This is a genomic window from Allobosea sp. (genome assembly GCF_035944895.1).
In the GTDB taxonomy this organism is placed as follows: domain Bacteria; phylum Pseudomonadota; class Alphaproteobacteria; order Rhizobiales; family Beijerinckiaceae; genus Allobosea.
On record NZ_DASZAT010000012.1, the window covers coordinates 16054 to 37280 of the forward strand.

The 21227-nt window shown below is 69.7% G+C and carries 18 protein-coding genes and 1 riboswitch; of the genes, 9 read left to right on the top strand and 9 right to left on the bottom strand.

The window, feature by feature from the left end; all coding sequences use genetic code 11:
• Window positions 1-94: 94 nt before the first annotated feature.
• The 3 genes from VGV58_RS22185 to VGV58_RS22195 are packed head-to-tail and all read left to right on the top strand — an operon-like array spanning window position 95 to window position 7268.
• A complete protein-coding gene (locus VGV58_RS22185; protein ID WP_326876223.1) occupies window positions 95-1582 on the top strand; it encodes a hypothetical protein in 1488 nt (495 codons plus the stop codon).
• Window positions 1579-4236: a penicillin-binding transpeptidase domain-containing protein gene (locus VGV58_RS22190; protein WP_326876224.1), complete on the top strand. Its 2658-nt coding sequence runs from the start codon at window positions 1579-1581 to the stop codon at window positions 4234-4236. The genes VGV58_RS22185 and VGV58_RS22190 overlap by 4 nt, the downstream gene beginning before the upstream one ends.
• The gene (locus VGV58_RS22195) at window positions 4233-7268 is read left to right on the top strand and encodes a hypothetical protein (protein ID WP_326876225.1); all 3036 of its coding nucleotides are present in this window, start codon (window positions 4233-4235) and stop codon (window positions 7266-7268) included. Before VGV58_RS22190 ends, VGV58_RS22195 begins: the two co-directional genes overlap by 4 nt.
• Before the next feature lie 128 nt (window positions 7269-7396).
• Here the strand turns inward: VGV58_RS22195 and VGV58_RS22200 are convergent, their stop codons facing one another.
• From VGV58_RS22200 to VGV58_RS22220, 5 genes are all read right to left on the bottom strand, one after another.
• Window positions 7397-8932 (bottom strand): hypothetical protein, encoded by a 1536-nt coding sequence (locus VGV58_RS22200; protein ID WP_326876226.1) that lies wholly within the window; start codon window positions 8930-8932, stop codon window positions 7397-7399.
• Window positions 8933-9002: 70 nt separating this feature from the next.
• Window positions 9003-9560, bottom strand: coding sequence for a hypothetical protein (locus tag VGV58_RS22205; protein WP_091834600.1), 558 nt, complete (start codon window positions 9558-9560; stop codon window positions 9003-9005).
• Window positions 9557-11023 (bottom strand): hypothetical protein, encoded by a 1467-nt coding sequence (locus VGV58_RS22210; RefSeq protein WP_326876228.1) that lies wholly within the window; start codon window positions 11021-11023, stop codon window positions 9557-9559. Before VGV58_RS22210 ends, VGV58_RS22205 begins: the two co-directional genes overlap by 4 nt.
• A gap of 274 nt (window positions 11024-11297) precedes the next feature.
• Complete coding sequence (locus VGV58_RS22215) at window positions 11298-12248, bottom strand: hypothetical protein (RefSeq protein WP_326876229.1); 951 nt, start codon at window positions 12246-12248, stop codon at window positions 11298-11300.
• 47 nt (window positions 12249-12295) lie between these two features.
• Window positions 12296-12925 carry an OmpA family protein gene (locus tag VGV58_RS22220; RefSeq protein WP_326876230.1) on the bottom strand — a complete coding sequence of 210 codons (630 nt, stop codon included), beginning with the start codon at window positions 12923-12925 and terminating at the stop codon, window positions 12296-12298.
• A 307-nt stretch (window positions 12926-13232) separates the two neighbouring features.
• Here VGV58_RS22220 and VGV58_RS22225 point away from each other — a divergent pair, with 307 nt between their 5' ends.
• Window positions 13233-14186, top strand: a complete 954-nt coding sequence (locus tag VGV58_RS22225) for a hypothetical protein (RefSeq protein ID WP_326876231.1) — start codon at window positions 13233-13235, stop codon at window positions 14184-14186.
• Between the two features lie 117 nt (window positions 14187-14303).
• Here VGV58_RS22225 and VGV58_RS22230 read toward each other — a convergent pair whose 3' ends face one another.
• Window positions 14304-15275 (bottom strand): D-2-hydroxyacid dehydrogenase, encoded by a 972-nt coding sequence (locus VGV58_RS22230; protein WP_326876232.1) that lies wholly within the window; start codon window positions 15273-15275, stop codon window positions 14304-14306.
• A 106-nt stretch (window positions 15276-15381) separates the two neighbouring features.
• On the bottom strand, window positions 15382-16386 hold the full coding sequence (gene cobD / locus VGV58_RS22235; protein WP_326876233.1) for a threonine-phosphate decarboxylase CobD: 1005 nt from the start codon (window positions 16384-16386) through the stop codon (window positions 15382-15384).
• On the opposite strand from cobD, the gene cbiB reads away from it, so the two are divergent.
• Window positions 16385-17365 carry an adenosylcobinamide-phosphate synthase CbiB gene (gene cbiB, locus VGV58_RS22240; RefSeq protein ID WP_326876234.1) on the top strand — a complete coding sequence of 327 codons (981 nt, stop codon included), beginning with the start codon at window positions 16385-16387 and terminating at the stop codon, window positions 17363-17365. The two genes, cobD and cbiB, sit on opposite strands and share 2 nt — an antisense overlap.
• Here cbiB and cobO read toward each other — a convergent pair.
• Both cobO and cobU read right to left on the bottom strand, forming a co-directional pair.
• Complete coding sequence (gene cobO / locus VGV58_RS22245; protein WP_326876783.1) at window positions 17362-17970, bottom strand: cob(I)yrinic acid a,c-diamide adenosyltransferase; 609 nt, start codon at window positions 17968-17970, stop codon at window positions 17362-17364. The genes cbiB and cobO overlap by 4 nt on opposite strands.
• A 7-nt stretch (window positions 17971-17977) precedes the next feature.
• Window positions 17978-18490 (bottom strand): bifunctional adenosylcobinamide kinase/adenosylcobinamide-phosphate guanylyltransferase, encoded by a 513-nt coding sequence (gene cobU / locus VGV58_RS22250; RefSeq protein ID WP_326876235.1) that lies wholly within the window; start codon window positions 18488-18490, stop codon window positions 17978-17980.
• Window positions 18491-18548: 58 nt separating this feature from the next.
• A riboswitch (cobalamin riboswitch) is annotated at window positions 18549-18729 on the top strand.
• A gap of 35 nt (window positions 18730-18764) precedes the next feature.
• On the opposite strand from cobU, the gene VGV58_RS22255 reads away from it, so the two are divergent.
• The 4 genes from VGV58_RS22255 to cobW are packed head-to-tail and all read left to right on the top strand — an operon-like array spanning window position 18765 to window position 21225.
• On the top strand, window positions 18765-18938 hold the full coding sequence (locus VGV58_RS22255; protein WP_082613285.1) for a CbtB domain-containing protein: 174 nt from the start codon (window positions 18765-18767) through the stop codon (window positions 18936-18938).
• Window positions 18939-18950: 12 nt separating this feature from the next.
• Window positions 18951-19706: a CbtA family protein gene (locus tag VGV58_RS22260; RefSeq protein ID WP_326876236.1), complete on the top strand. Its 756-nt coding sequence runs from the start codon at window positions 18951-18953 to the stop codon at window positions 19704-19706.
• A 47-nt stretch (window positions 19707-19753) separates the two neighbouring features.
• Window positions 19754-20179 carry a DUF1636 domain-containing protein gene (locus VGV58_RS22265; protein WP_326876237.1) on the top strand — a complete coding sequence of 142 codons (426 nt, stop codon included), beginning with the start codon at window positions 19754-19756 and terminating at the stop codon, window positions 20177-20179.
• On the top strand, window positions 20176-21225 hold the full coding sequence (gene cobW, locus VGV58_RS22270) for a cobalamin biosynthesis protein CobW (RefSeq protein WP_326876238.1): 1050 nt from the start codon (window positions 20176-20178) through the stop codon (window positions 21223-21225). Before VGV58_RS22265 ends, cobW begins: the two co-directional genes overlap by 4 nt.
• Window positions 21226-21227: the final 2 nt, after the last annotated feature.

Consider the following 21227-nt stretch of genomic DNA (forward strand, 5'->3'; position numbering starts at 1 on the left):
AAACGGCTCTGGCGCTCACAAAGGCGGGCTTGGCCCGCCTCGTCGCGACCGCAATCCCATCACCCCGCCTTCCCCGCCCGAGTGAGCTGACGCCATGGCCCTGCCTGATCTCATGGACCTGGTGATGCACGACCCGCGGCGGCTGACGTCCTTGCGCGCCGTCGCCGGTGAGCCGGGCGAGGCCATGCCGGGAATCGAGAACCTCTGGCGCAAGCCGGTCTTCAGCCTGACCGCCGGCGGCCAGCCGACCAAGGACGGCAAGGCCTCGCTGGAGGATCTGATCGACCGCTATCGCAGCATCGCACTGACCGATGGCGGCAGCGGCCCGCAGCCGATCGACGTGCCTTTCACCTCGCTGGTGGTGCTGACCGCCGAGGCGCTGCCGGGCGCGCAGGAACTCGGGCGCTTCCTCGCCGACCGGATCGAGCAGCGCTTCCGCGACGTGATCGACCCCGATATCGGCGTCACCGTCCATGTCGAGCAGAGCCTGCATGCGACCGCACCGGTCGCAGTCTATCTCGGTCATGGCGTCCATGCCCCGCCGGCCGACAGCCGGCTGCCGCATGGCGAGGTGGTGATCCGGCAGGATGCGCAGACCGCGATCGGCCAGCCGATCATCGGCGTCAACACGCCGGGCGGGCTCTATTCCGGCCAGGCGCGCTTTGCCTTCTCGCGCAGCGAGATGCTGACGCCGGCGGTGCATCCCGATCTGCCGGGCGGCACGATCTTCTTCCTCGGCCGCTATCCGGTCGACGCCTCCGCCCGCGATGCCGGCGGCCTGCCACTGCTGACCGCCTTGCCGCAGACGCCCGAGGCGCGGGCACAGGCGATCCAGGTCGAGACCCTCGCGTTGCCCGGCGGCAATGTCGATGCCCGCTTCGAGATCCTCGGCGTGCGCCCGCAGGTCGGCCGCGTCTCGCTCGGCCTCGTCGACGTCACGCTCGATCGAAGGCCGTCCCGCCTGCAGGCGCAGCCGCCCAGGGGGCCGCACCTCGCCGTCACCGGCCTCGCCATTCCCGAGAATTTCGGCGGACGGCGCATGGCACGCTACTGGGTCGAGCGCAGCCATGGCGGGCGATTGATGTCCTCGGCGATGCTGGCCCAGCGCGACAGCATCGTCGTGCAGGGCCGCGACGCCCGTCGCTATGACCGGCGCGAGCTGCGTTACAGCCGCGTCGGCGGCGAGTTCCGCGCCGAGAGCATGAGCTTCGACGGTCGCCGCCGCTCGCTGCTGATGCTGGAGGATGGCGAGTTCGGCTATATCGGCCTGCCGCGCGAGCAGACCGCGATCGCCTTCGGCCCGGACCAGTCCTCGCGCGGCTACGGCACCTTCGACTGGCTCGGCGAGGCCGTGCGCGTCCAGTTCGGCTCCGGCGTGGTCGAGCGCCTCGACGACCTCTATGATCACAACCCGGTCGGCTTCATCGCGGCTGCGCCCGATGGCGTCGCCGTGCAGTCGGCCGGCGACATCTGGCTCCTCGGCGGGCGCAAGCCGCAGGCGGCCGGCACCTGCATCATCCCGCCGAACGGCCCCTTCGTGCTCGGGCCGCTGGTGGTCGAGCTCCGGGAGGCCACGCCATGAGCCATCCGCTCTTCCGCAGCCTGAAGCGCAGCCTCACCGCCGTCGCTGTCGGCGCCGTCACCATCGCCGGCTTCCTCTGGCTCTCGGGCGGGCTGATCGGCGAGCTCGCCGCCAGCCGCGCCTGGATCAAGCAGCCCGACTTCACCGAGACCAGCCGCTCGAACGAGGACCTGTTCCAGCAGGGCGTCGCGACCGGGCTGATCTGGCTCGATGCCGCCGGCCCGGTCATCCGCTCGCAGCCTTGCGAAGCGCTCTACGACGCCTCGCTGACCGTGCCGACGCCGCAGGGCACCAAGGAGTTCTCGCGGACCTTGCTCGACCGGCTCTGCAACCTGCCGGCCGGCGCGCAGATCCGCTCCGAGATGCTGGCCTGGAACAACTCCTTCCTGATCGCCGGCGCCCGCGACGACCGCGCGCCCGACCGGCGCTGCGCCGACGGCACGCCGCTGACGCTGCCGGTGGTGCCGGCCGGCTGCCGCCCGTCGAGCTGGACCGCCCGCGTCGCCCAGACCACCGACCTCGCCGCGCCGCTCAACGTGATGCCGAATGCGGTGCCGCCGCCGCGCGACTTCGCCGATTTCGCCAAGCGCCGAGGCAACCAGCTCTCCGACTGGGCCCTGTTCGGCCCCTTGCGCGCGCCCGAGGACAGGCTCGTGCTCTCGACGCGGCTGCCGGCCGGCAACCGCCGCGTCACCGTCGACATGATCCTCGAGCCGGCACGCGTCGTCGTCGGCAATGAGCGGGTCAATCTCGACCCCAAGCGTGACGAGCAGACCGTGCGCATCGCCGGGCTCGCCATCGCAGCCGAGCGCGTCTGCTCCGACAGCGACGACTTCGCGACCTGCGCCGAGGAAGCGCAGCAAGGCCTGCCGCATGGCTGGCGCTTCACCATCACCGGCGCGCGCCGGCGCGATGTCGAGATCGGCTTCGAGGGCCAGCCGGTCCGCGCCGTGCCGCCGCGCGCCCGCGAGATCCTCGGCGGCTCCGGCGTGCAGAGCGAGGACGGCAAGGTCAAGCTCTGGCGCTCCTCGCATATCGAGGCCGATTGCGAGCGGGCCAAGACCAAGCTGGTCTGCGAGCTCGGCTGGCGCGGCGCGGTCACGCAGCGGCGCACCGGTGCAGCCCGCGCGCTCTACTTCGCCGATGGCACGCCGGCGCTCGACAATAACGGCGTGCCGCTGCCGATCGTCGACGAGCTCGGCCTGACCGCGATGATCGGCTATGGCGCCGGCGATGTCGGCTCGCTCTCGGCCGCGCTCGGCCGGGCCCGCACCCGCGAAAACCTGACGCTCACCATCGAGCCGCGCCTGCAGAAGCTGGTGCAGGAAGCGGTCTACGGTCACATGGGCGAACGCCTCGGCCGCGGCAAGCGCCCGCGCAAGCCCGGCCCGCTGCCGGTCAACCTCGCGCCCGAGCAGGAGCCGCCGGACCAGGGCGACGGCCGCGCCGTCGTGCTGCTGATGGATGCCGGCGACGAGCCGGGCTCGCTGCTGGCCCTGGCGAGCTGGCCCGATTTCGTGCCGGGCATGCATAGCTGGGACATCCAGGCACTCTCGACCGGCCGCGACAGCGATTCGCCGCTCGCCGGCCATGGCTGGCGCGCCGGCGACGTCCACACCATGCCGGGCTCGACCTTCAAGCTGGTCACCGGCCTCGCCAGCATCCTCGGCATCCGCGAGCAGCCCCGCTTCCCCGACATGATCCTCGGCCGCACGCCGCCGGGGCAACAGGCGCAGATCTTCGGCATCGGCGGGGGCGGCGGCCTCAATGTCGATGGTGTCGGCATCGCCAACTATGGCGGCGCGGGCTTCAGTTACGGCATCCTGGCGCCGGCGCAGAGCGGTTGCCCGGACGGCGGCCGCGGCGCGCAGATCGGCTTCTGCGAGGCGCTGATCAAGTCGTCGAACCTGTGGTTCGCCGGCATGGCGCTGACCATGGACGGGCGCAAGGTCGGCGGCCGGCCATCGACGCAGCCCGGCCGCACCGGCACGATCCTGGCCGAGCTGACCGAGCATCTCTATCCGATCACCCAGCCGGGCTCGCTCGCCCAGCCCGGCGTCGACCTGACCCGCGGCATCGTGCCGGGCGCGCAGCGCCTGACCGGCGAAGCGCTCGATCTTGCGGTCGAGGACAAGCGCAATGCCCGCCGCATCGACCTCGCCACCAACTCCTACGGCCAGGGCGTGCGCGCGACACCGATCGCGATGGCCTCGATCTACGGTTCGGTCGGCGCCCGCAAGGTGATCCGCCCGCGCGTGCTGAAGCCTGTCTCCGACGTCGCCGAGACGCCGCAGCCGAACGAGGGCACGCCGGTCATCCCCGGCATGGATCCGCGCCAGGCCGAGCCCTTCCTCGACGGCGCCCAGCGCGGCCTTCACGGCGTGGTCAACTCGCCCGGCGGCACGGCGGCCGGCGTGATGGCCTCGCTGCCGCCGGATATCCGCAAGCGGATCTTCGGCAAGACCGGCACCGCCGACACCACCGACGGCATGAACTCGGCCTGGTTCACCGGCTGGATGGACAATGTCGCGGGACGCAAGCGCGTCGCCTTCAGCTGCCTGGTCTCGCATACGCGGGAAACCGGCGGACGCGCCTGCGGCCGCCTGATGGCCAGCCTGCTCGCCAAGGTGGCCGCCCTCGGAGACAAGAAGTGAGCGAGACCACCGCGCTGCGCCAGCTGATGGGGCGCTGGCTGACCTTGCGGCCGTTCCGCCTGCCACGCATCCGCATCGGCGGCGCCGGCGGGGCCGTGACCGGCCTCGTCCTGCTCGCGCTCTGCCTCGCCGTGCTCGGCTTCTGGTGGCACAACACCACCCATCTGATCGAGAGCGCCCGCCCGGTGGTCAGCCTGGAGCGGCTCGATCTCGCCCTCGCCCGCGGCGAGACCGTGACGATCGGCCGGCGCGAACTGCTGCAGCCGCAGCGCTTCGACGCAGCCGAGGCGCGCCATGTCGCCCTCACCCGCCAGCAGGACGGGCGCGTCACCATCCGCAACGTCGCCAATACGCGCCGGCTCTGGCTCGACTATCTCAACGGCGCCGGCAGCTTCTCGGCGCGCTGGCGTTTCCAGCCAGGAGACCGCATCGCCGCCGGTGCGCTCGCCATCGCAGTCGACGAGGCCCGACCCGGGCGCTTGGCGCTGACCCTGACCGAAGCCGGCAAACAGGGCACCCGCAAGCTCACCATCGACAGCACCGGCCCGCTCTCGACGCTCCGGCTCGACGGCAATGCCCTATCCGTCTGCCAGCCGCGCAGCGGCGCCGACCGCATCCGCGAGATCGTCACCGGCCTGATCGCCACCGACGAGCGCGGCGAGGACCGTATCGTCTCGCTCGGTGGCCGCCTGACCTGCTCGGTGCGCGAGGAAGCCCATGTCGGCGCCGGCGCCCTGCCTTTCAAGGCGCTGACCATCGTCGCGCGCGGCGGCAGCTATTTCCTGGCGCCGGGCGATGCCGTCGATGCGCCGCGCCCGCCCGTGCTGTTCGCACGCGGCAACCAGCGCATCACCGACTTCACCGACATCGCCTGGGAGCTCGATCCCGACGGGCCGGCACGACTCAGCCACATGATCATCGGCCGCACCCGCTATGCCGTCGACATCGGCGAGGAATCGAACGGGCGCCTGCCACTGCGCCTGACGCCGCTGAGCAAGACCCACCGCTTCGCCCCCGACGACGCCGAGGCCCTGCGCGCATCCGCGACGACCGACAGCGTCCGGCCGGTGGTGACGCCGCCGCGCCAGCCGATGTCGGCCGCCGAGCTCGGCAACCCGCTCTCGTCGCTCAATGGCGTCGAGCGGATCGTGCGCCTGCTGCTGACCCTCGGCGTCGCCGTGTTCGGCGTGCTCGCGGCGATGCACCACGCCACCCTGTTCCGGCGCAGCGCCATCCTCGTCCGGCTGGTCGGCGCGCTCGGCTCCACCGCCTTCATCGGGGCTACGGCGATGCTGGTGCTGGCGCCCGAGCTGTCGCGGCTCGGCGGCGCCTCGATCTCCTATGAGGCGGCGGTGCACGCCACCATCCTCGCCTATGCGATCGCCTGCATCGCGATCATGATCGGGCCACGCTTCACCACGCCGCTGCGCGTGACCTGGCTCGGCTTCGTCATGCTCTGCTGCCTGGGCAGCCTGACCCTGCTGGCGCTCGGCCTCGATGCGGAGAAGACCGACTTCACCATCCATGCCGAGAAGAACAAGCTGCTGTTCTTCGACCTGATCCCGGTCGTCGCGGTGGTGGTCGCCTTCCAGCCGCAGCGCTCGATCGCGGCGCTGCCGCGCTCCTTCTTCATGGGCGTCGGCTTCAAGGACCAGCTGCTGCGCGCCGTGCCGGCGATCCTGATCCTTGCCGCCTTCATCGCCTGGGGCGTGCTCGGCACCGAGACCGGCGTCGCCGGCTTCCAGCCGGTCGAGCTCGGCAAGATCGCGCTCGTCCTGGTGCTGGCGCACATCTTCCTCGGCTTCTCGCGGATCGACTATTTCTACAACCAGCGCCACTACATCTCCTGGCTGACCGTCAGCCTCGCGACGGTGCTGGTCTTCATCCTGTTCCTGACCGCGGTGCCGTTCCTGAAGAGCGACTATTCGCCGGCGCTGATCATCATCATCACCACCGTCGTGCTCGCCTTCGCCTTCCTCCTGCCGAGCACGCTTAAGCGCCTCTTCGAGATCATGCGCGTCTTCCTGCGCCGCGCCGACGCGCCGCAGCGCAAGGTGCGCCGGCTCGGCTGGCCGCGCGGCGGCGTGCTGGCGCTGGTGCTGGTGGTCCTGCTCGGCATCAACGCGGCGCTGATCTACGTCTTCCCGGGCCTCGTCACCTATGCGATCTCCGGCCAGTGGAGCCTGCCCAAGGAACGGCTCGCCGCAATCGACACGCTGGAGAAGGCGCGCGGCGGCCTGTTCCGCGTCCCGGCCGAGCGCCTGCTGACCTGGTACGATCTCGACCACGCCACCAAGCGCACGGCAACGGCGGCGCAGGACCGCAGCCCGGACGTGATCCACCGCGATCTCGGCTTCCAGCTGCTGCAGTCCAAGGTCGCGCTCGCCGAGATGCCGTGCACGCTGGCCAGGCTCGATCTCGGCCTCGACAAGACCCCGGTCGAGGTCCGCCGCGCGCTCGACGAACTGCCGCCCTCGCCGGTCTCGCTCTGCGCCATGCTGCCGGGCGCCCGCGTCACGCCGATCGCCGAACGCAAGGGCGAGGAGCAGGACGAGACCGTCAGCCGCTTCACCGTCAGCGACCTCGTCCGGTTGCCGGTGGTGCAGAACGACTTCATCGCCACCTTCCTGATGGTGCGCTTCGGCCTGCCGGCAGGGCTGGCGCTGCTGGCGGCGCAGGTGATCACCGTCTTCGGCCTGCTCTCATTGGCCGCGAGCCTGATGCGCGAGCGTGCCATGGGCTCGGCCCAGGAGGGGGCGAACAAGGGCATGGCGATCATCCTGGTAGGCATCGCCACGATCTTCTCGCTGCACTGGAGCATTTCCTGGGGCAACGCGCTCGGCCTGCTGCCGGTGATGGGCCAGCCGATGACCTTCATCGCCGCGGCAACCTCGCATCACATGCTGATGGCGCTGCCCTCGATCGCGATCGCGCTGATCGCCGGCCGGCTCGCCGCGATCCGCCAGCTCTCGCCGACCAGCGATCCGCCGCCCTGGGGCCTGTGGCGCGGGCTGACGCGGGCGGGGCTGTGAACCAGGCCGTCATTCTCGGCCGAAGCGGAGCGCAGAACCGAAAATCTCGTGACGAGAAGGCGCTGGCCGGAACCTCCTCCGGCCCGAGATGCTCAGGTCAAGCCCGAGCGTGCCGCCGGGGCAGCCGCTCAGCGCCGCCTGATCTCGACCGAGAGCGCCCTGGGTTCCTCGAACTGGATCACCGGGAAGGCCGCGATGCCGCCACGGATCGCGTTCGGATTGAACACCACGCGGGTCGACGTCGATTTCGAGGCGACAACGGCAGGTCCAGTCCCGTTCTGGAATTTCGCCTTGGCAGGCGCGACCGGATCGAGAGCCAGCCCGCAGATATCCTGGCCGTCGATCAGGACGCTCGCCATGTCGCCGACGTCCACCGCAGCCTCGCTATAGCGCGGACGCAGTTCGTAGATCTGGGCCTCGCAGGTGCTGCCTGCCGGTGCGGACAAGGTCACCAGCTTCGCCAGCGCGGCGCCCGTCATCGCCACAGGCCCACTTTGGGTGCTGGCATTCTGCTGGCCCAGAGAAGGCGCGGTCTGCTGTCCCAAAGCGGGAGCAGTCGTGCCTTGCTGACTGCCGATCGGCTGACCAGAGGTCGACTGCGACGCTCCACTGGTCCCGGGCTGCGTCAGCGTCGGCGGGACCTGATAGGGATCCTCCGCCGAGCCACCGCGGGTCAGATACCAGCCCGCTCCCGCCGCACCGGCGACGAGCACCAGGCCGGCAGCCGCGATCAGGGGCAGGCGCGAAGGCGAGGAGGCCGTGGCCGGCTTGTCACCCGGCAGCGGCCGGCGCGAGCGCGGCGCCTGCGGGCTCTTCAGCACATCCGCGATCGAGGGGTCGTCCCCAGCGGGACGCGGCTGGACGAGGGTCTGCTCCGGCTGCGCTGCCGCCGTTTGCGCGGACTGCGACTGAGCGGGCTGCTCTGCGCTCCTGGATTCGAACGGTCTCAGGGCCATCGAAGACGATCCCGGTGCTGCCGGCCGATCCGGCGCGGACGCCACGGCCTGCGGTTCGAAAGCACCACTGCGCAGGAAAAGGTCGATCGGCGCAGCGATGTCCGCGAGAGACGAGACCACCACGATATGATGCGGCTGGCCACCGAGAATCTTGCCGAGGATCGCGACGGCGCGCTCGGCTTCTTCCCCACGCGGCACCAGCGCCAGCACCGGGGTGGCGCCATGCTCGGCATCGGCGAAGAGATGGCGGCAGCGGTCGATCTTGGTGGTGAGGTGGTATTCCTGCTGGGTGACGCGCGCCTCGCCCGCCGTATCGGCGACCGAGAGGTCGATCGCGCCGGTGCCCCAGATCACGAGCTTGGCTTCGGAGGCCTTGTGCGTCACCGCCTCGCCATGGACGAGCGCGCAATGGGCGGCCAGCGTCGGCACCATCCAGCTCTTGCCCTGGTCGATCGAGCCGGAGGCGGCGAGGCGATAGCTGCCGCCATCGGGCAGGCCGAGGATCTGGCGCAGGGGTTCGCCGGGACGCAGCAGGTTGCTGTACTGCGTGCTCCAGGGCTCGCAGACCTCGGAGCTCTCGGTCGCCAGCACGACGCGCGAAACCGGCACGCGGGCCGACCAGGCGAGCTTTTTCAGGATGATCGGCTGGTCGGTCGTCGGCACGACGACGAAGACGCCGGAGCGCCTGACGTTCTGATCTCCCGCCATCATGTCTCCCGCAGGCCCTGCCGTCCCATCATGCCGGGCAGAAGCGCTGCTTTTGGCAGCGCTCCCGGCATTACAGCAGATAAACGCCCGCGAGCGGGTTGGCGAGCATCAATCGCAGCAGGTCGCGCTCGGCATCCTGCCGGGGCAGGTCGATGACGATGTGCTTGTCGACCGGCGCCGGCAGCGGCAGGCGGACCACGCCCTCGATCGAGACAACCTCGATCATGGTCGGGGCCGGGTCGGTCTCCGACAGGCACTGGATGACCAGAGCCGGCGGCGCATCGTCCTCCTCGATCACGTCGAGTTCGAACGAACCGATACGGCGGTGGGTCGCGCTGCTGTCATAGGCCGCGGCGGCGAGCTCGCTACGCGCCACGGCCTGGAAGGAGAGCAAGCGGCGGTAGAGCCGTGCAGCCTCCGGATCGGTGCGAATGGCGCGTTCGGCGGCGAAGTTGACGGGCTCGCCACGGACGCGGCGGGCATGCGCCCAGAGATCGGCGCGACTGATGCTCGCGGCGACGGCCTCCTCCGGCTCGGTGCTCGCAAGCGCCGCCAGAACCAGCCTGGCCGTGGCGCGGCCGGCGCGGAGGTCGTCTTCGAGCGGACCCTGGTTAGCGAAGTCTGTCATGGCCGTTTCGATCGCCCTTGATAGCGCTGCGAGAAGACGTTGGTGAACCGCGCCTCGTCGCTGGCGGCCTGGGCGACCAGGTCCGTCGTTTCTCCGAAGCGCTTTTGTTGCCTGTTGATCCGGTGCAGGGCTGCTGCGACCGTTCTCAGTGCTCCCCCATGCCTTGCGAAGGTCAGCGCCAGTTTCGCATCGTCGATCCGGAAGCTCGCACGATCATGGCGCCAGCGCCGCAAAAGCTTCTGTCCCTCGGCCGTCGCGGCATCGCTCTGCGGCCCCTCGATCGCCTCGAGCGCATTGCCTATCAGCAGCAATTCGTCGAGCCGCTTGCCCAAGGCGGCAAGGCTCGCGGCGATGCCGGCATAATCGAACGGCTCCGGGCTCTGGTCGACCTGGCCGCGATTGGAACCGGCGACGCGGCGACTGGCCTCGACCAGGCGATTCTCCCAGGGCGCAACGGCGCGCGAGCGCGCCAGCGTCAGCGGCTGCTCATGGGCGAGCGGCAGGATGGCGAGCGCCCGGCCGATCGCCTCGCGCTCCTCCTTGTTGAGGAATTTCGGCTCGGCCGGCAGGCGCATCAGCGCGGCATAGACGCGCTCGCGCACGATGCCGTCCTCATCCTCCTCCTCGGGCTCCTCGTCCTCGTCCGGTTCGTCGACCTCGAGCTCGCCGAGGATCGCCTGATGGTCGAGCCAGGCGATCAGCGCCTCCTCCGGGTTCTCCGAAGGCTGGCGCGCCATCAGGGTCTCCATCGAGGCCGGCGCCATGAAGTCGCGGCGGCCGACGCTGGAGCGCTCCTCGCGCATCAGGGCGCTGAAACGCTCGGCGAAGCGGGCGAAGCTCCAGGTCTCGCCATGCAGCAAAGCGAAGCTCCAGAGCGCGATCAGATCGTCCGGATCGAATTCGCGCTGGCGCTCACGCCGGCCGGAGGCGTTGAGGAAGGCCTCGCGCTGGCGGATCAGGTCGGCGAAGGCGAGCAGCGGCAGATGGCGCCGGCGCCAGGCCCGCATGAAACGGGCCGGCTCCTGCACCGCACGCTTCATGCCGTCCTCGTCGAAGGAGGACAGCGCGAAGACGGCGTCGAGCGCAGTGCGCAAGGCGACGAGCCCGCCTTCCGAGCGCTCATCCGCTTCGGCCGCGAAGAGGAAGTCGGCGAGGCCGAGCGCGCGCCTGATCCGGCTCCAGGAGAACGAGCGGGTCTTGGCCTCGCCCTTGTCGCCATAGGAGAGCACGATCTCGGCCGCGGAGGCTTCGATGGTCGCCCCGGCGAAGCTGGCGCGCACCGGCCCGTCCTGGCGCAGCGGTCGCAGCAGGATGCCGCTCTCGTCGAGCATGCAGCCGATGGCGGCGTCGCGGGCCGGCATGCGCGGATTTGCCGTCAGCGCCCCGAGCGAGAACAGGACCTGCAACATGTCCCAGAGTGGCAGGTCGGCATTCTCCGACCCGCCACCCGTGATCGCGAGCACGAATTTCTCTGTGTCCCGGGCGGAGAATCGCCGCGAAGACGCGATCGTGCTGATCTCCGCGACCCGTGCAGGGTCAATACCCCAATCCATGTGTCAAATATCCGCATCGAACACCGGCTCGGTCGCGGCGAACGGAACTCCTCCACTCCGTTCGCGCCAAGCCGGCGCATATTGCTGCCATAATTAAAGTAACAAGCCGCCCGGTCGATGTCGACCGGGCGGCTTTTTTGCAAGAAGGCGGCGGGCTTTATGGTTACCCGGCCAGCCAATCCGATCAGCGCGTGGCAACCTTGCTGACGACCACGCGGTTGCCGGAGAAGTTGACCTGACCGTTCAGGCCGACCAGCTCGAGCATCAGGCGGAAGTTGCGGGTCAGGCGGGCCGAGTCGGCCGAGGTGGTGTAGAAGAAATCGGCCGAGGTCGAGGTCATCTGCGTGGCGCGGTGGGCGCGGTAGCAACCCCAGCGGACGAATTCACCCTCGATCCGGTCGACTTCCGTAGCCGTGAAATCGCGCAGCTGGATCATGAAGTCGGTCGGCAGGCTGTTGCAGCCCTCGCCGCTCGCCGCGACCGGAGCCGCGCCGCCGGCGCCACCGCCGAGGACGATGCCGTCCTTGCCGACAGCAGCGCTGCCGCCACCGGCCGGACGGGCGAAGCCCTCGAGCTTCTGGGCGATCGCCGCGCCAAGATCGGCGGCGAGGAGGCGCGAGTGGGTGCCGACCGTCTCGAGCAGGCACTCGGCGCTGCAGGGGTTCGGCAAAGCAGGCAGCTGGAAGCCACCGACCTCGAAGGCCGCGATGAACTGGCCGGAGCGGACATTGAGCACGCGGCCGGCGATGCGGATCTCGGGGAAGCGGATGTCGGCAGCGACGGCGCGGCGGGCCGAGGCGTAGATCTGGTAGACGACCATGGCGTCGACCGGGGTCGAGACAGCGCGGGCGATCTCGATCAGCTCGGCGTCGCGGCGGCGGACCCGGGCGGTCTGGGTGATGCCGAGCGCCAGGCTGGTCTCGTCATAGACCTGGAAGCCGCGGGTGTTGAGATACTCCGAAAGCTGGAGCTGAACCCGGTTGAAGATGCGGTTGTTGCGCGGAACCGTGTCCGGATCGGCATCGTCCGACATCACCAGCAGGTTGATGCGGGAATTCGGCGATTGGGCGCTGGCAACGACGCTGAAGGACATCAGCAGCGCGAGACCGAGCATGAGACGCTTGAACAAAGCCATGACGATGCCCCCTGAGGCAAATGGTTGTTTCGGGAAGACGGTAGAAATCAGCCGGTGATGGCGATGACCTCGACGCGGCGGTTGACGGGAGAATAGGGGCTGCGCGGATTGCGCAGCATGTCCGGACCGAAGCCATGAGCGACGAGGCGGCCCGGCGAGATCTCGCCGTAGGAAACCAGCCAGTCGCGCACCGCAGCGGCCCGATCATGGGAGAGGTCGACATTGTAGTCGTAGTCGCCGTCCCTGCTGGTATGCCCGGCGATCAGGAAGCGCTGATCGAGCAGGATCGGATCGCGCAGCGCCAGAGCCAGGCGCATCAGCGTCGCCTCCGCGCCGGGGCGCAGCGCCGCCGAGTCGTTGTCGAAGAAGACGGTGACTTCGACGCGGCGGGTCAGATCGATCACGACATCCGAGCCATAGCCGCGGGGATGGACCCGGCGCGGCACCGGCGCGACACGGCGCACCACGACCCTGCCGCTGCTGCCACCACTCGAGCGGCCCGGGGCGCGATCATGCGGCGCCAGCGAGCGCAGGATGCTGGTCGCGGCCTGGTCGGTCTGCGCCAGAGCAGGAACAGCACTGAGCAGTGGCAGCGAAAGGACGAATCCGCCGAGCGCCCGGCGGGACATCATCTGGGGAAGCTCGACGTTGTCCTTGCGCTCATCTGCGTTCTTCATAGCCAGACCCCCTGTTTATCCTCTCTTCGCATAGTCCTGTAGCCTCGACAATGCGACGGCCGGCTCGAGCGAGACGGGACGCGGCAATGGCGTTGTCCGAGCCTTGCCACTGTTTGCCGCTTTTTCGCTGCGAACCGCATTTTTTCCTGAACAGCCGATGAATGCGCGCCCCTTGCGCGCGGCCCCTTACGCGCGCGCGTTCCTCATTCAGGCATCGCCTTTGCGCCGGCGTTTGCGAAACCGGCTCAGGGATCGCCAAGGGTCTGGCAACGTGCCCAGCGCACACCCGTTCATGAGGAGACCCGCCATGGGCTTCCAGCTCGACCAGACCACCCGCCTGCGCACCAACCGCCTGCGCCTCGCTGTCGCCGCCCTCGCCGTCATCGTCTCGGCCGGCGCCGGTTTCGCGCAGGCCGAAGGCGGTAACCCCGATGCGCCGAAGGTCGCCGAGCGGCCGCAGTCGCTGAAGCTGGAATTCTCCTCGCGCACCGTTTCGCTCGGCGTCGCCCAGGCGGCCCGCGAGATCATGACGACGCGCCAGATCGCCTTCGCGCCGGGCAGCTGGGAGGTTTCCTCCGACGCACGCCGCGCCATCACCCAGCTGCGCGACGTCTTCCGCGGCAATGCCCCCAAGGGTGCGCCCTTCGCCATCCTGGTCTCGGGCGGCGACGAGGTCGTCAATTTCCGCCGGGCCCGCGCGCTCCGCACGCAGCTGATCGAGATGCAGCTCGAGGATGCCGGCAAGGTCGTCATCGCCGCCCGCGCCACCGGCGAAGGCCAAGCCAATGACGATGGCAAGGCACGGGTCGATCTCGTCCCGCTCGACCCGGCCCGTTGCGGCGGTTGCGGCGATGCGCCCTTCCGCACGCTCGTCCTCGACACCGGCGTCCAGAAGCTGGTGCGTGCCAGCGCCGAGGACGTGGTCGTCCCCGCTTCGCAGGTCGCCGCCAAGGACGGCAAGGACACCGACGTCGCCGCGGCGCCGGTGCCGCCGGCGCGCCAGCAGGCCACCGAGAAGACGGCCGAGCGCACCCAGGCTCCGCGTCCGGCCCCGAAACTGGCGACCGCCCGACAGGCGGAACCGCGTTATGACGGCCGCACCGTCATGGTCGAGCCCGATGATTACGGGCAGCAGCGTCGCCGCATCAGCCGCAGCACCAACCGCGGCTGCGCCATGCCGGACATCGTCATCGACGACTACTATCCCGGCGGCCCGCTCGTCGGCTGCGACGGCAGCTACGGCCCGCGCCCGCGCTGGTGAATTCGAACCGGATCAGAGCCTCCCGGGCGAGCGCAGCTTCGCCGGGGAGGCTTAATCTTTTCGGCCCCGCGCAACTGCGGGGGCAACAAAACCGCCTGGCACCTGCGCTGGCGCTGCTCAGACGATCTGGTTGAGCAGCGCGGCCTCGCCGCGCTCCAGCCGGCCGAGATTGTCCAAGAGGATATCGACGACATTGCTCTCATAGGCGCGGGTCTCGCCCGCGCTATGCGGCGTCAGCAGCACCTGCGGCATCGCCCAGAGCGGCGAGCTTGCCGGCAGCGGCTCCTCGTACACGCAATCGATGCCGGCACCTGCGATACGGCCCGCTTCGAGTGCGGCGATGAGCGCCGGCTCGTCGACGACACGGCCCCGCGCGACATTGATCAGATAGGCAGATGGCTTCATCGCCGCGAGCGCGGCGGCATCGATCAGCCCTTCTGTCTCCGGCGTCAGCGGGCAGGTCAGAGCGACGAAATCGGCCTGCGCCAGCGCGGCGTGCAACTCAGCCGGCGGCACGATCGTCTCGACATTCGGCTCTGACCCCGGCCGGCGGCGCACGCCGATGACGCGCATGCCAAAAGCCGAGGCAATCGCCGCAAGTCGCAGCCCGATGCGGCCGAGCCCGACGATCACCAGCGTGCGGCCGCCGAGCTCGTCCTCGCGGCGGGAACGATCGCTGATCATCGGCCGCCAATAGGCCTTTGCCTGGTTGTCGCGGGCGAGATGAAGCTGACGCGCCAGCGCCAGGATCAGCGAGATCGCGTGCTCGGCCACGGCCCGCTCATTGCCGCCCTGGGCGCTGGCGAGACGGATGCCACCTGCGGCCAGCCTGGGCTTGTCGAACTGGTCGGTGCCAGCGCTGATCGACTGGATGAAGCGCAGCTTGCTCAAGCCCTCCAGCATGTCGTTGCGCCACAGGCCGGAGACGACCAGCACATCGGCTTCCGGCGCGCGGGCCCTGAGATCGTCGAGATTGCGGACCTCGAAGCTCGTCGCCTGGCCGTTGCGGGCGAGATATTCGTCGCGCATCTGATAGGCCGGATGGGCAAAACCGATGGTGAGAGCGGACTGCTTCGGCCAAGGCTGCATTGCGTCTTGTCTCCGGATCGCTGGAATCACCTGACGATAGCGCCAGGGCGCCGCTTCGTCCCGTACACCTCCGCATGCGCCGGCTGCGATGGCCGCGCAGCGAGGTTCAGGCCGGCATGAGCGCCTGCGCCAATCGCGACCAAGCCGCCTCGTCCCCCGGCAGGCCGAAGCGCAGGCGCGAGGGATCGTGCTGGAAGCGGCGGACATAGATGCCCACCCGGCCGAGCCGCTCGAACAGCGCTGGCGCCTGCGGCGTCTCGATCAGGCGATAGAGCACGGTTCCGCCGACGACCCGGCCATGCGGCGCAAGCAAGGTATCGAGCCGCCTGCTGTCGGCAGCGCGCGCTTCGCCCGCGGCGGACAGCCACTGCGCATCGCCGAGCGCGACAGCTCCGACATGCAGCGCCGGCCCGGCCACCGCCCAGGGGCCGAGCATTGCCTGCAGGGCATTGGTGAAGCGCGTCTCGCCCACCGCGAAGCCTAGCCTGAGGCCGGCGAGCCCATAGGCCTTGCCGAAGGAGCGCAGAACGAGAGCCCCTTCCGGCACGATCGGCAGCAGGCTGCTCTCGGGTGCGAAATCGGCAAAGGCTTCATCGACCACCAGCAAGCCGCCTCGCGCTGCAAGCGTACCCGCCAGTTCGACCAACCTTTGCTGCGCGACGACGCGCCCGTCCGGATTGTTCGGATTGACCAGCACCACGACATTGGCGCCCCCGATCTCGGCGAGGTCATCGATCTCGCGCACCGTCGCGCCCGCCCTGCGCCAGGCCGGCGCATGCTCGCCATAGGTCGGGCCGAGCACGGCGACATTCGCAGCCGGGACCAGACGCGGCAGCAATTCGATCAGGATCTGCGTGCCCGGCGCAGCGACGAGGCCGCTTTCGGAGCGAATGCGATAGGCCCTGCGGGCCGCGGCGTGCAGCGCCGCCTCGTCAACCTTACCCGGCAGGCGCTGCCACAGGCTTAACGGCAGCTCCGGAAGCGGATACGAGATCGGGTTGATACCGGTCGAGAGATCGATCCAGGGTTCTGGCGCCTGCGGGAACAGCGCCTGGGCCGTGGCGAGATCGCCGCCATGCCAGATCGCCTCCTTCGTTCCTTCGGCCGCCATGTCGCTCTCCGCAAGCCTGCCGCTCCTCCTCGCCGCCCTCGTGATCGAGGCGGCGATCGGCTATCCGGCGCGCCTGTTCGCATGGATCGGCCATCCCGTCACCTGGATCGGCGCGCTGATCGGCTGGCTGGATCGGAGCTTCAACCACGAGGCCATGAGCTTCGCGATGCGGCGAATGGCCGGTGTCGCCGCGCTCCTGATCCTGCTGGGCGTGACGCTCGTCGCTTCACTGGCGCTTGTCGCGCTCTGCCGCATCGCCGGGCCGCTCGCTCTGCTGTCGCTGGCTCTGCTGGCGTCGAGCCTGCTGGCGCAACGCAGCCTGCATGAGCATGTCGCCCGCGTCGCCGAGGGGCTGGAGCGCGACGGACTCGCTGGGGGGCGCAAGGCCGTGTCGATGATCGTCGGCCGCGATCCTGAGAGCCTCGATGAAGCCGGCGTCGCACGCGCCGCGATCGAGAGCTTGGCCGAGAACTTTTCCGACGGGATCGTCGCGCCGGCCTTCTGGCTCGGCGTCGGCGGCCTGCCGGGCGGGGCGCTTTACAAGGCGATCAACACCGCCGATTCGATGATCGGCCACAAATCGCCGCGCCATCTCGCCTTCGGCTGGGCGGCAGCGCGACTCGACGATCTCGTCAACCTCCCCGCCTCGCGGCTGACCGCGCTGCTGCTGACGGTCGCCGCGGCGCTCGACCGACAGGCCGATGCCGGCGCAGCCTGGCGCGCGGTACGCCGCGATGCCGGTCGCCACCGCTCGCCCAATGCCGGCTGGCCGGAGGCGGCGATGGCGGGCGCGCTCGGGCTTCGCCTCGCCGGTCCCCGCGTCTATGGCGCGGTCAGGGTCGAGGATGGCTGGATGGGCGATGGCAGGGCCGAGGCGACGGCTGCCGACATCCGGCGGGCGCTTGCCCTCTACCGGCGCGCCTGCCTGCTGCTTTGGGGATTGGCAGCGGCCGGGAGCCTTGCGGCGCTCACCCTCTAGAACTCGATCCCCTCCTGCGCCTTCACACCGGCGGCGAAATGATGCTTCACCAGCGTCATCTCGGTCACCAGATCGGCGACTTCGATCAGCTCCGGTTTGGCGTTGCGGCCGGTGACGACGATGTGGAGGTCGGGCCGGCGGGCCTGCAGCACCGTCACGACCTCTGCGAGCGGCAAATAGTCGTAGCGCAAGGCGATATTGAGCTCGTCGAGCACCAAGAGCCGGATGCTCTCGTCGGCCATCAATTCCCTCGCTTTCTCGAAAGCGCGGGTCGCGGCGGCGATGTCGCGGGCCTTGTCCTGCGTCTCCCAGGTGAAGCCCTCGCCCATGGAATGCCAGGAGATCTGGTCGCCGAAGGCTTCCAGCGCCTTGCGCTCGCCGGTCGACCAGGCGCCCTTGATGAACTGGACGACGCCGATGCGCCAGCCATGGCCGAGCGCGCGCAGGATCAGGCCGAAGGCGGCGGTCGACTTGCCCTTGCCCGGGCCGGTGTTGACGATCAGCAGGCCCTTTTCCAGCGTCTTGCCGGCGACTTCGGCGTCCTGCACCGCCTTGCGCTTTTCCATCTTCGCCTTGTGGCGGGCGGCGTCCTCGGCCTCATTCATCATCACGTCACTTCACCTGCATCGGCAATCCGGCGACCATGAAGACCACGCGCCCGGCCTGCGCCGCAAGCCGCTGATGCAGGCGGCCGGCCTCGTCGCGGAAGCGCCGGGCGAGGGCATTGTCCGGCACGATGCCGAGGCCGACCTCGTTGGAGACCAGCACGACGGGAGCGCTCGCCTCGCGGCAGGCGGCGACGAGCTCGCCGGTCGCGATCGCGATATCGCGCTCGGCGAGCAGCAGGTTGGTCAGCCAGAGCGTCAGGCAGTCGACCAGGATCGGCTGCCCCGCCCGCGCATTGCGGATCGCCTCGGGCAGAGCCACCGGCGCATCGACCGTCTGCCAGTCGCGGGAGCGACGGGCGCGGTGTTCGGCGATGCGGGCGCGCATCTCGTCGTCATAGGCCTGGGCGGTGGCGATATAGGTCCAGGGCGCCGGCAGCGCCTCGATCAGCGCCTCGGCATGGCGGCTCTTGCCGGAGCGGGCACCGCCCAGGACGAGGGTGAGCGGGGGAAGGGTCATGCGTGCCGCCATGCGCTTTCGGTCATGGCACTGCATTGCACAGTGCCTGCCGGATGGCTAATGATCGTCGGTGACGGTGCCTCGACAACGAGGTGAAAAGGGAACGCGGTGAAAGGCCGCGGCTGCCCCCGCAACTGTAAGCGGCGCGTCCTGCGCCATCGGCCACTGGGTTTCCCCGGGAAGGCGGAGCAGGACACCGAGCCGTGAGCCAGGAGACCTGCCGTCTTTCGATGTCGTCCAGCAGGCTGCCGGTGGGGTGGCCAAGGAGAACCAGATGAATACGGCTACCGTCACCAGCCAGGCCAGCGTTTCGGAGCGGGCGAAAGCCGTCGCCGCCGCGCTGATCCTCGGCTTCGTGCTGATCTACACCGTCGGCTTCGCCGCCTCGTCCACTGTCCACAACGCGGCGCACGACACCCGTCACGGCCTCGCCTTCCCCTGCCACTAAGGGGAAAGCCACATGGTCACGCGTGTTCTCACGGTCAGCATCCTGGCCGGGCTTCTGGCTGGGCTGCTGATCTCGGCGCTCCAGCACATCACCACCACCCCGCTGATCCTCAAGGCCGAGACCTATGAGGCCGCGCTGCGTGCGCAGGGCGGGCCGATGCAGGCCGCCTTCTCAGGCGAGGCCCGCATCCAACTCGCCCATAACGACCCGAAAGCCGGCGCGGAACATACGGGCGAGCACGAGTGGAAGCCGCAGGATGGCCTCCAACGCACCGCCTTCACCAGCCTGGTGACGATCGCCACCGCGATCGGCTTCGCCGCGCTGCTGCTGGCCGGGATGATCGCCGCGAACGAACAGATCGACCAGCGCCGGGCCCTCGCCTGGGCGGTGTGCGGTTTCCTCGCCTTCGGGCTCGCTCCGGCGATGGGATTGGCGCCCGAACTGCCGGGCTCGGCCGCAGCCGAGCTGCAACAGCGCCAGCTCTGGTGGCTGCTGACGGCGGTGGTCACCGCCGGCGCGCTCTTCGTCTTCCTGCGCGTCGAGGCCTCCTGGGCGCGGGCGCTCGCCGTGCTGGCGCTGCTGCTGCCGCACCTGATCGGCGCGCCGCATCCGGCCACTCCGGAAAGCAAGGTGCCGGCCGAGATCGCCGCGCATTTCGCCGCGCTCTCGCTCGCCATCCAGGCCGCGCTCTGGCTCGTCACCGGCTTCGCCGTCGGCGTGCTCTGGCCCTGGCTCGCTCGCCGCAGCGCCACCGCTGTCGCGGCCTGACGCCTCGCGCGGCCAGCGATGGCCGCGCCAGCCAAGGAGGCGTTTCGATGCTCGAAGGCGATCTTGCCCTCGCGAAGGAGGTCCGGCAGCAGCCGGGCTGCACCATCCATGTCTGCACCACCTGCCGGCGCCAGCGCGAAGACCTGCCGGAGGGCTATGACCAGCCCGGCATCGGCCTCGTGGCGCTGCTGGACGAGCGGCTGGCCGGCAGCGGCATCGCCGTCGTTCCGGTCGAATGCCTCTCCGTCTGCAAGCGACCCTGCACGATCGCGCTCGCTGCCGACGGCAAATGGACCTATCTGATCGGCGATCTCGACGCCGGTCTTCATCTCGACGAGATCGTCAGCGGGGCGGAGAAATTCGCCGCCAGCGCCAACGGCATCGTTCCCTGGAAGGAAAGACCCGCCTCGTTCCGCAAGGGCGTGGTCGCGCGCGTGCCACCATTGCCGCGCCAGCAAGGATCAAACGAATGAACGCTCCCCAGACTGCGACGCTCGGCAAGGTGCCCTGCACGATCATCACCGGCTTCCTCGGCGCCGGTAAGACCACCCTCGTCCGCCATCTCCTGGAGAATGCCGGCGGCAAGCGCCTCGCCGTTCTCGTCAACGAGTTCGGCGATCTCGGCTTCGACGGCTCGTTCATCGCCGGCTGCGGCATCGAGGGCTGCACGCAGGAGGACATCGTCGAACTGCCCAACGGCTGCATCTGCTGCACCGTCGCCGACGACTTCGTCCCGGCGCTGGAGACCCTGCTGAACCGGCCGAACCCGCCGCAGCACATCCTGATCGAGACCTCGGGCCTCGCTTTGCCGAAGCCGCTGGTCAAGGCCTTCAATTGGCCGGCGATCCGCAGCCGCGTCACCGTCGACGGTGTCATCGCCGTGGTCGACGGGCCGGCGGTGGCCGAGGGCCAGTTCGCCGACGATCCCGAAGCGCTGAAGGCGCAGGCCGCGCAGGATCAGGCCGTCGACCACGACAATCCGCTGGAGGAGGTGTTCGAGGACCAGATCCTCTGCGCCGACCTGATCCTGCTCAACAAGAGCGACCTCGTCGACGCGGAGGGCCGCGAGCGGGTCAAGGCCGAGATCGCCCAGCATTTGCCCAAGGCGATCAAGGTGGTCGAGACGGCCCATGGCAAGGTCGAGCCGGCGCTGATCATCGGTCTCGGCGCCGCGGCCGAGGCCGACCTTGCCGCCCGTCCTTCGCATCATGGCGAGGGCGAGGACCATGACCATGACGATTTCGACAGCGTCGCGCTGCCGCTGCCGCAGGCGGCGTCGCCAGAAGAACTCGTCGCCCGCGTCGCCAAGGCGGCCGAGGCCGAGGGCGTGCTGCGCCTCAAGGGCTTCGCCGGCATCCCCGGCAAGCCGATGCGGCTGGTGGTACAGGGCGTCGGCCGGCGCGTTGGCCACCACTATGATCGGGCCTGGGGAGCGGACGAGGCCCGCGACGGCCGGCTCGTGGTGATCGGCCTCAAGGGCTTCGACCGGACCGCCGTGGAAGCAGCGCTCGCAGGCTGATG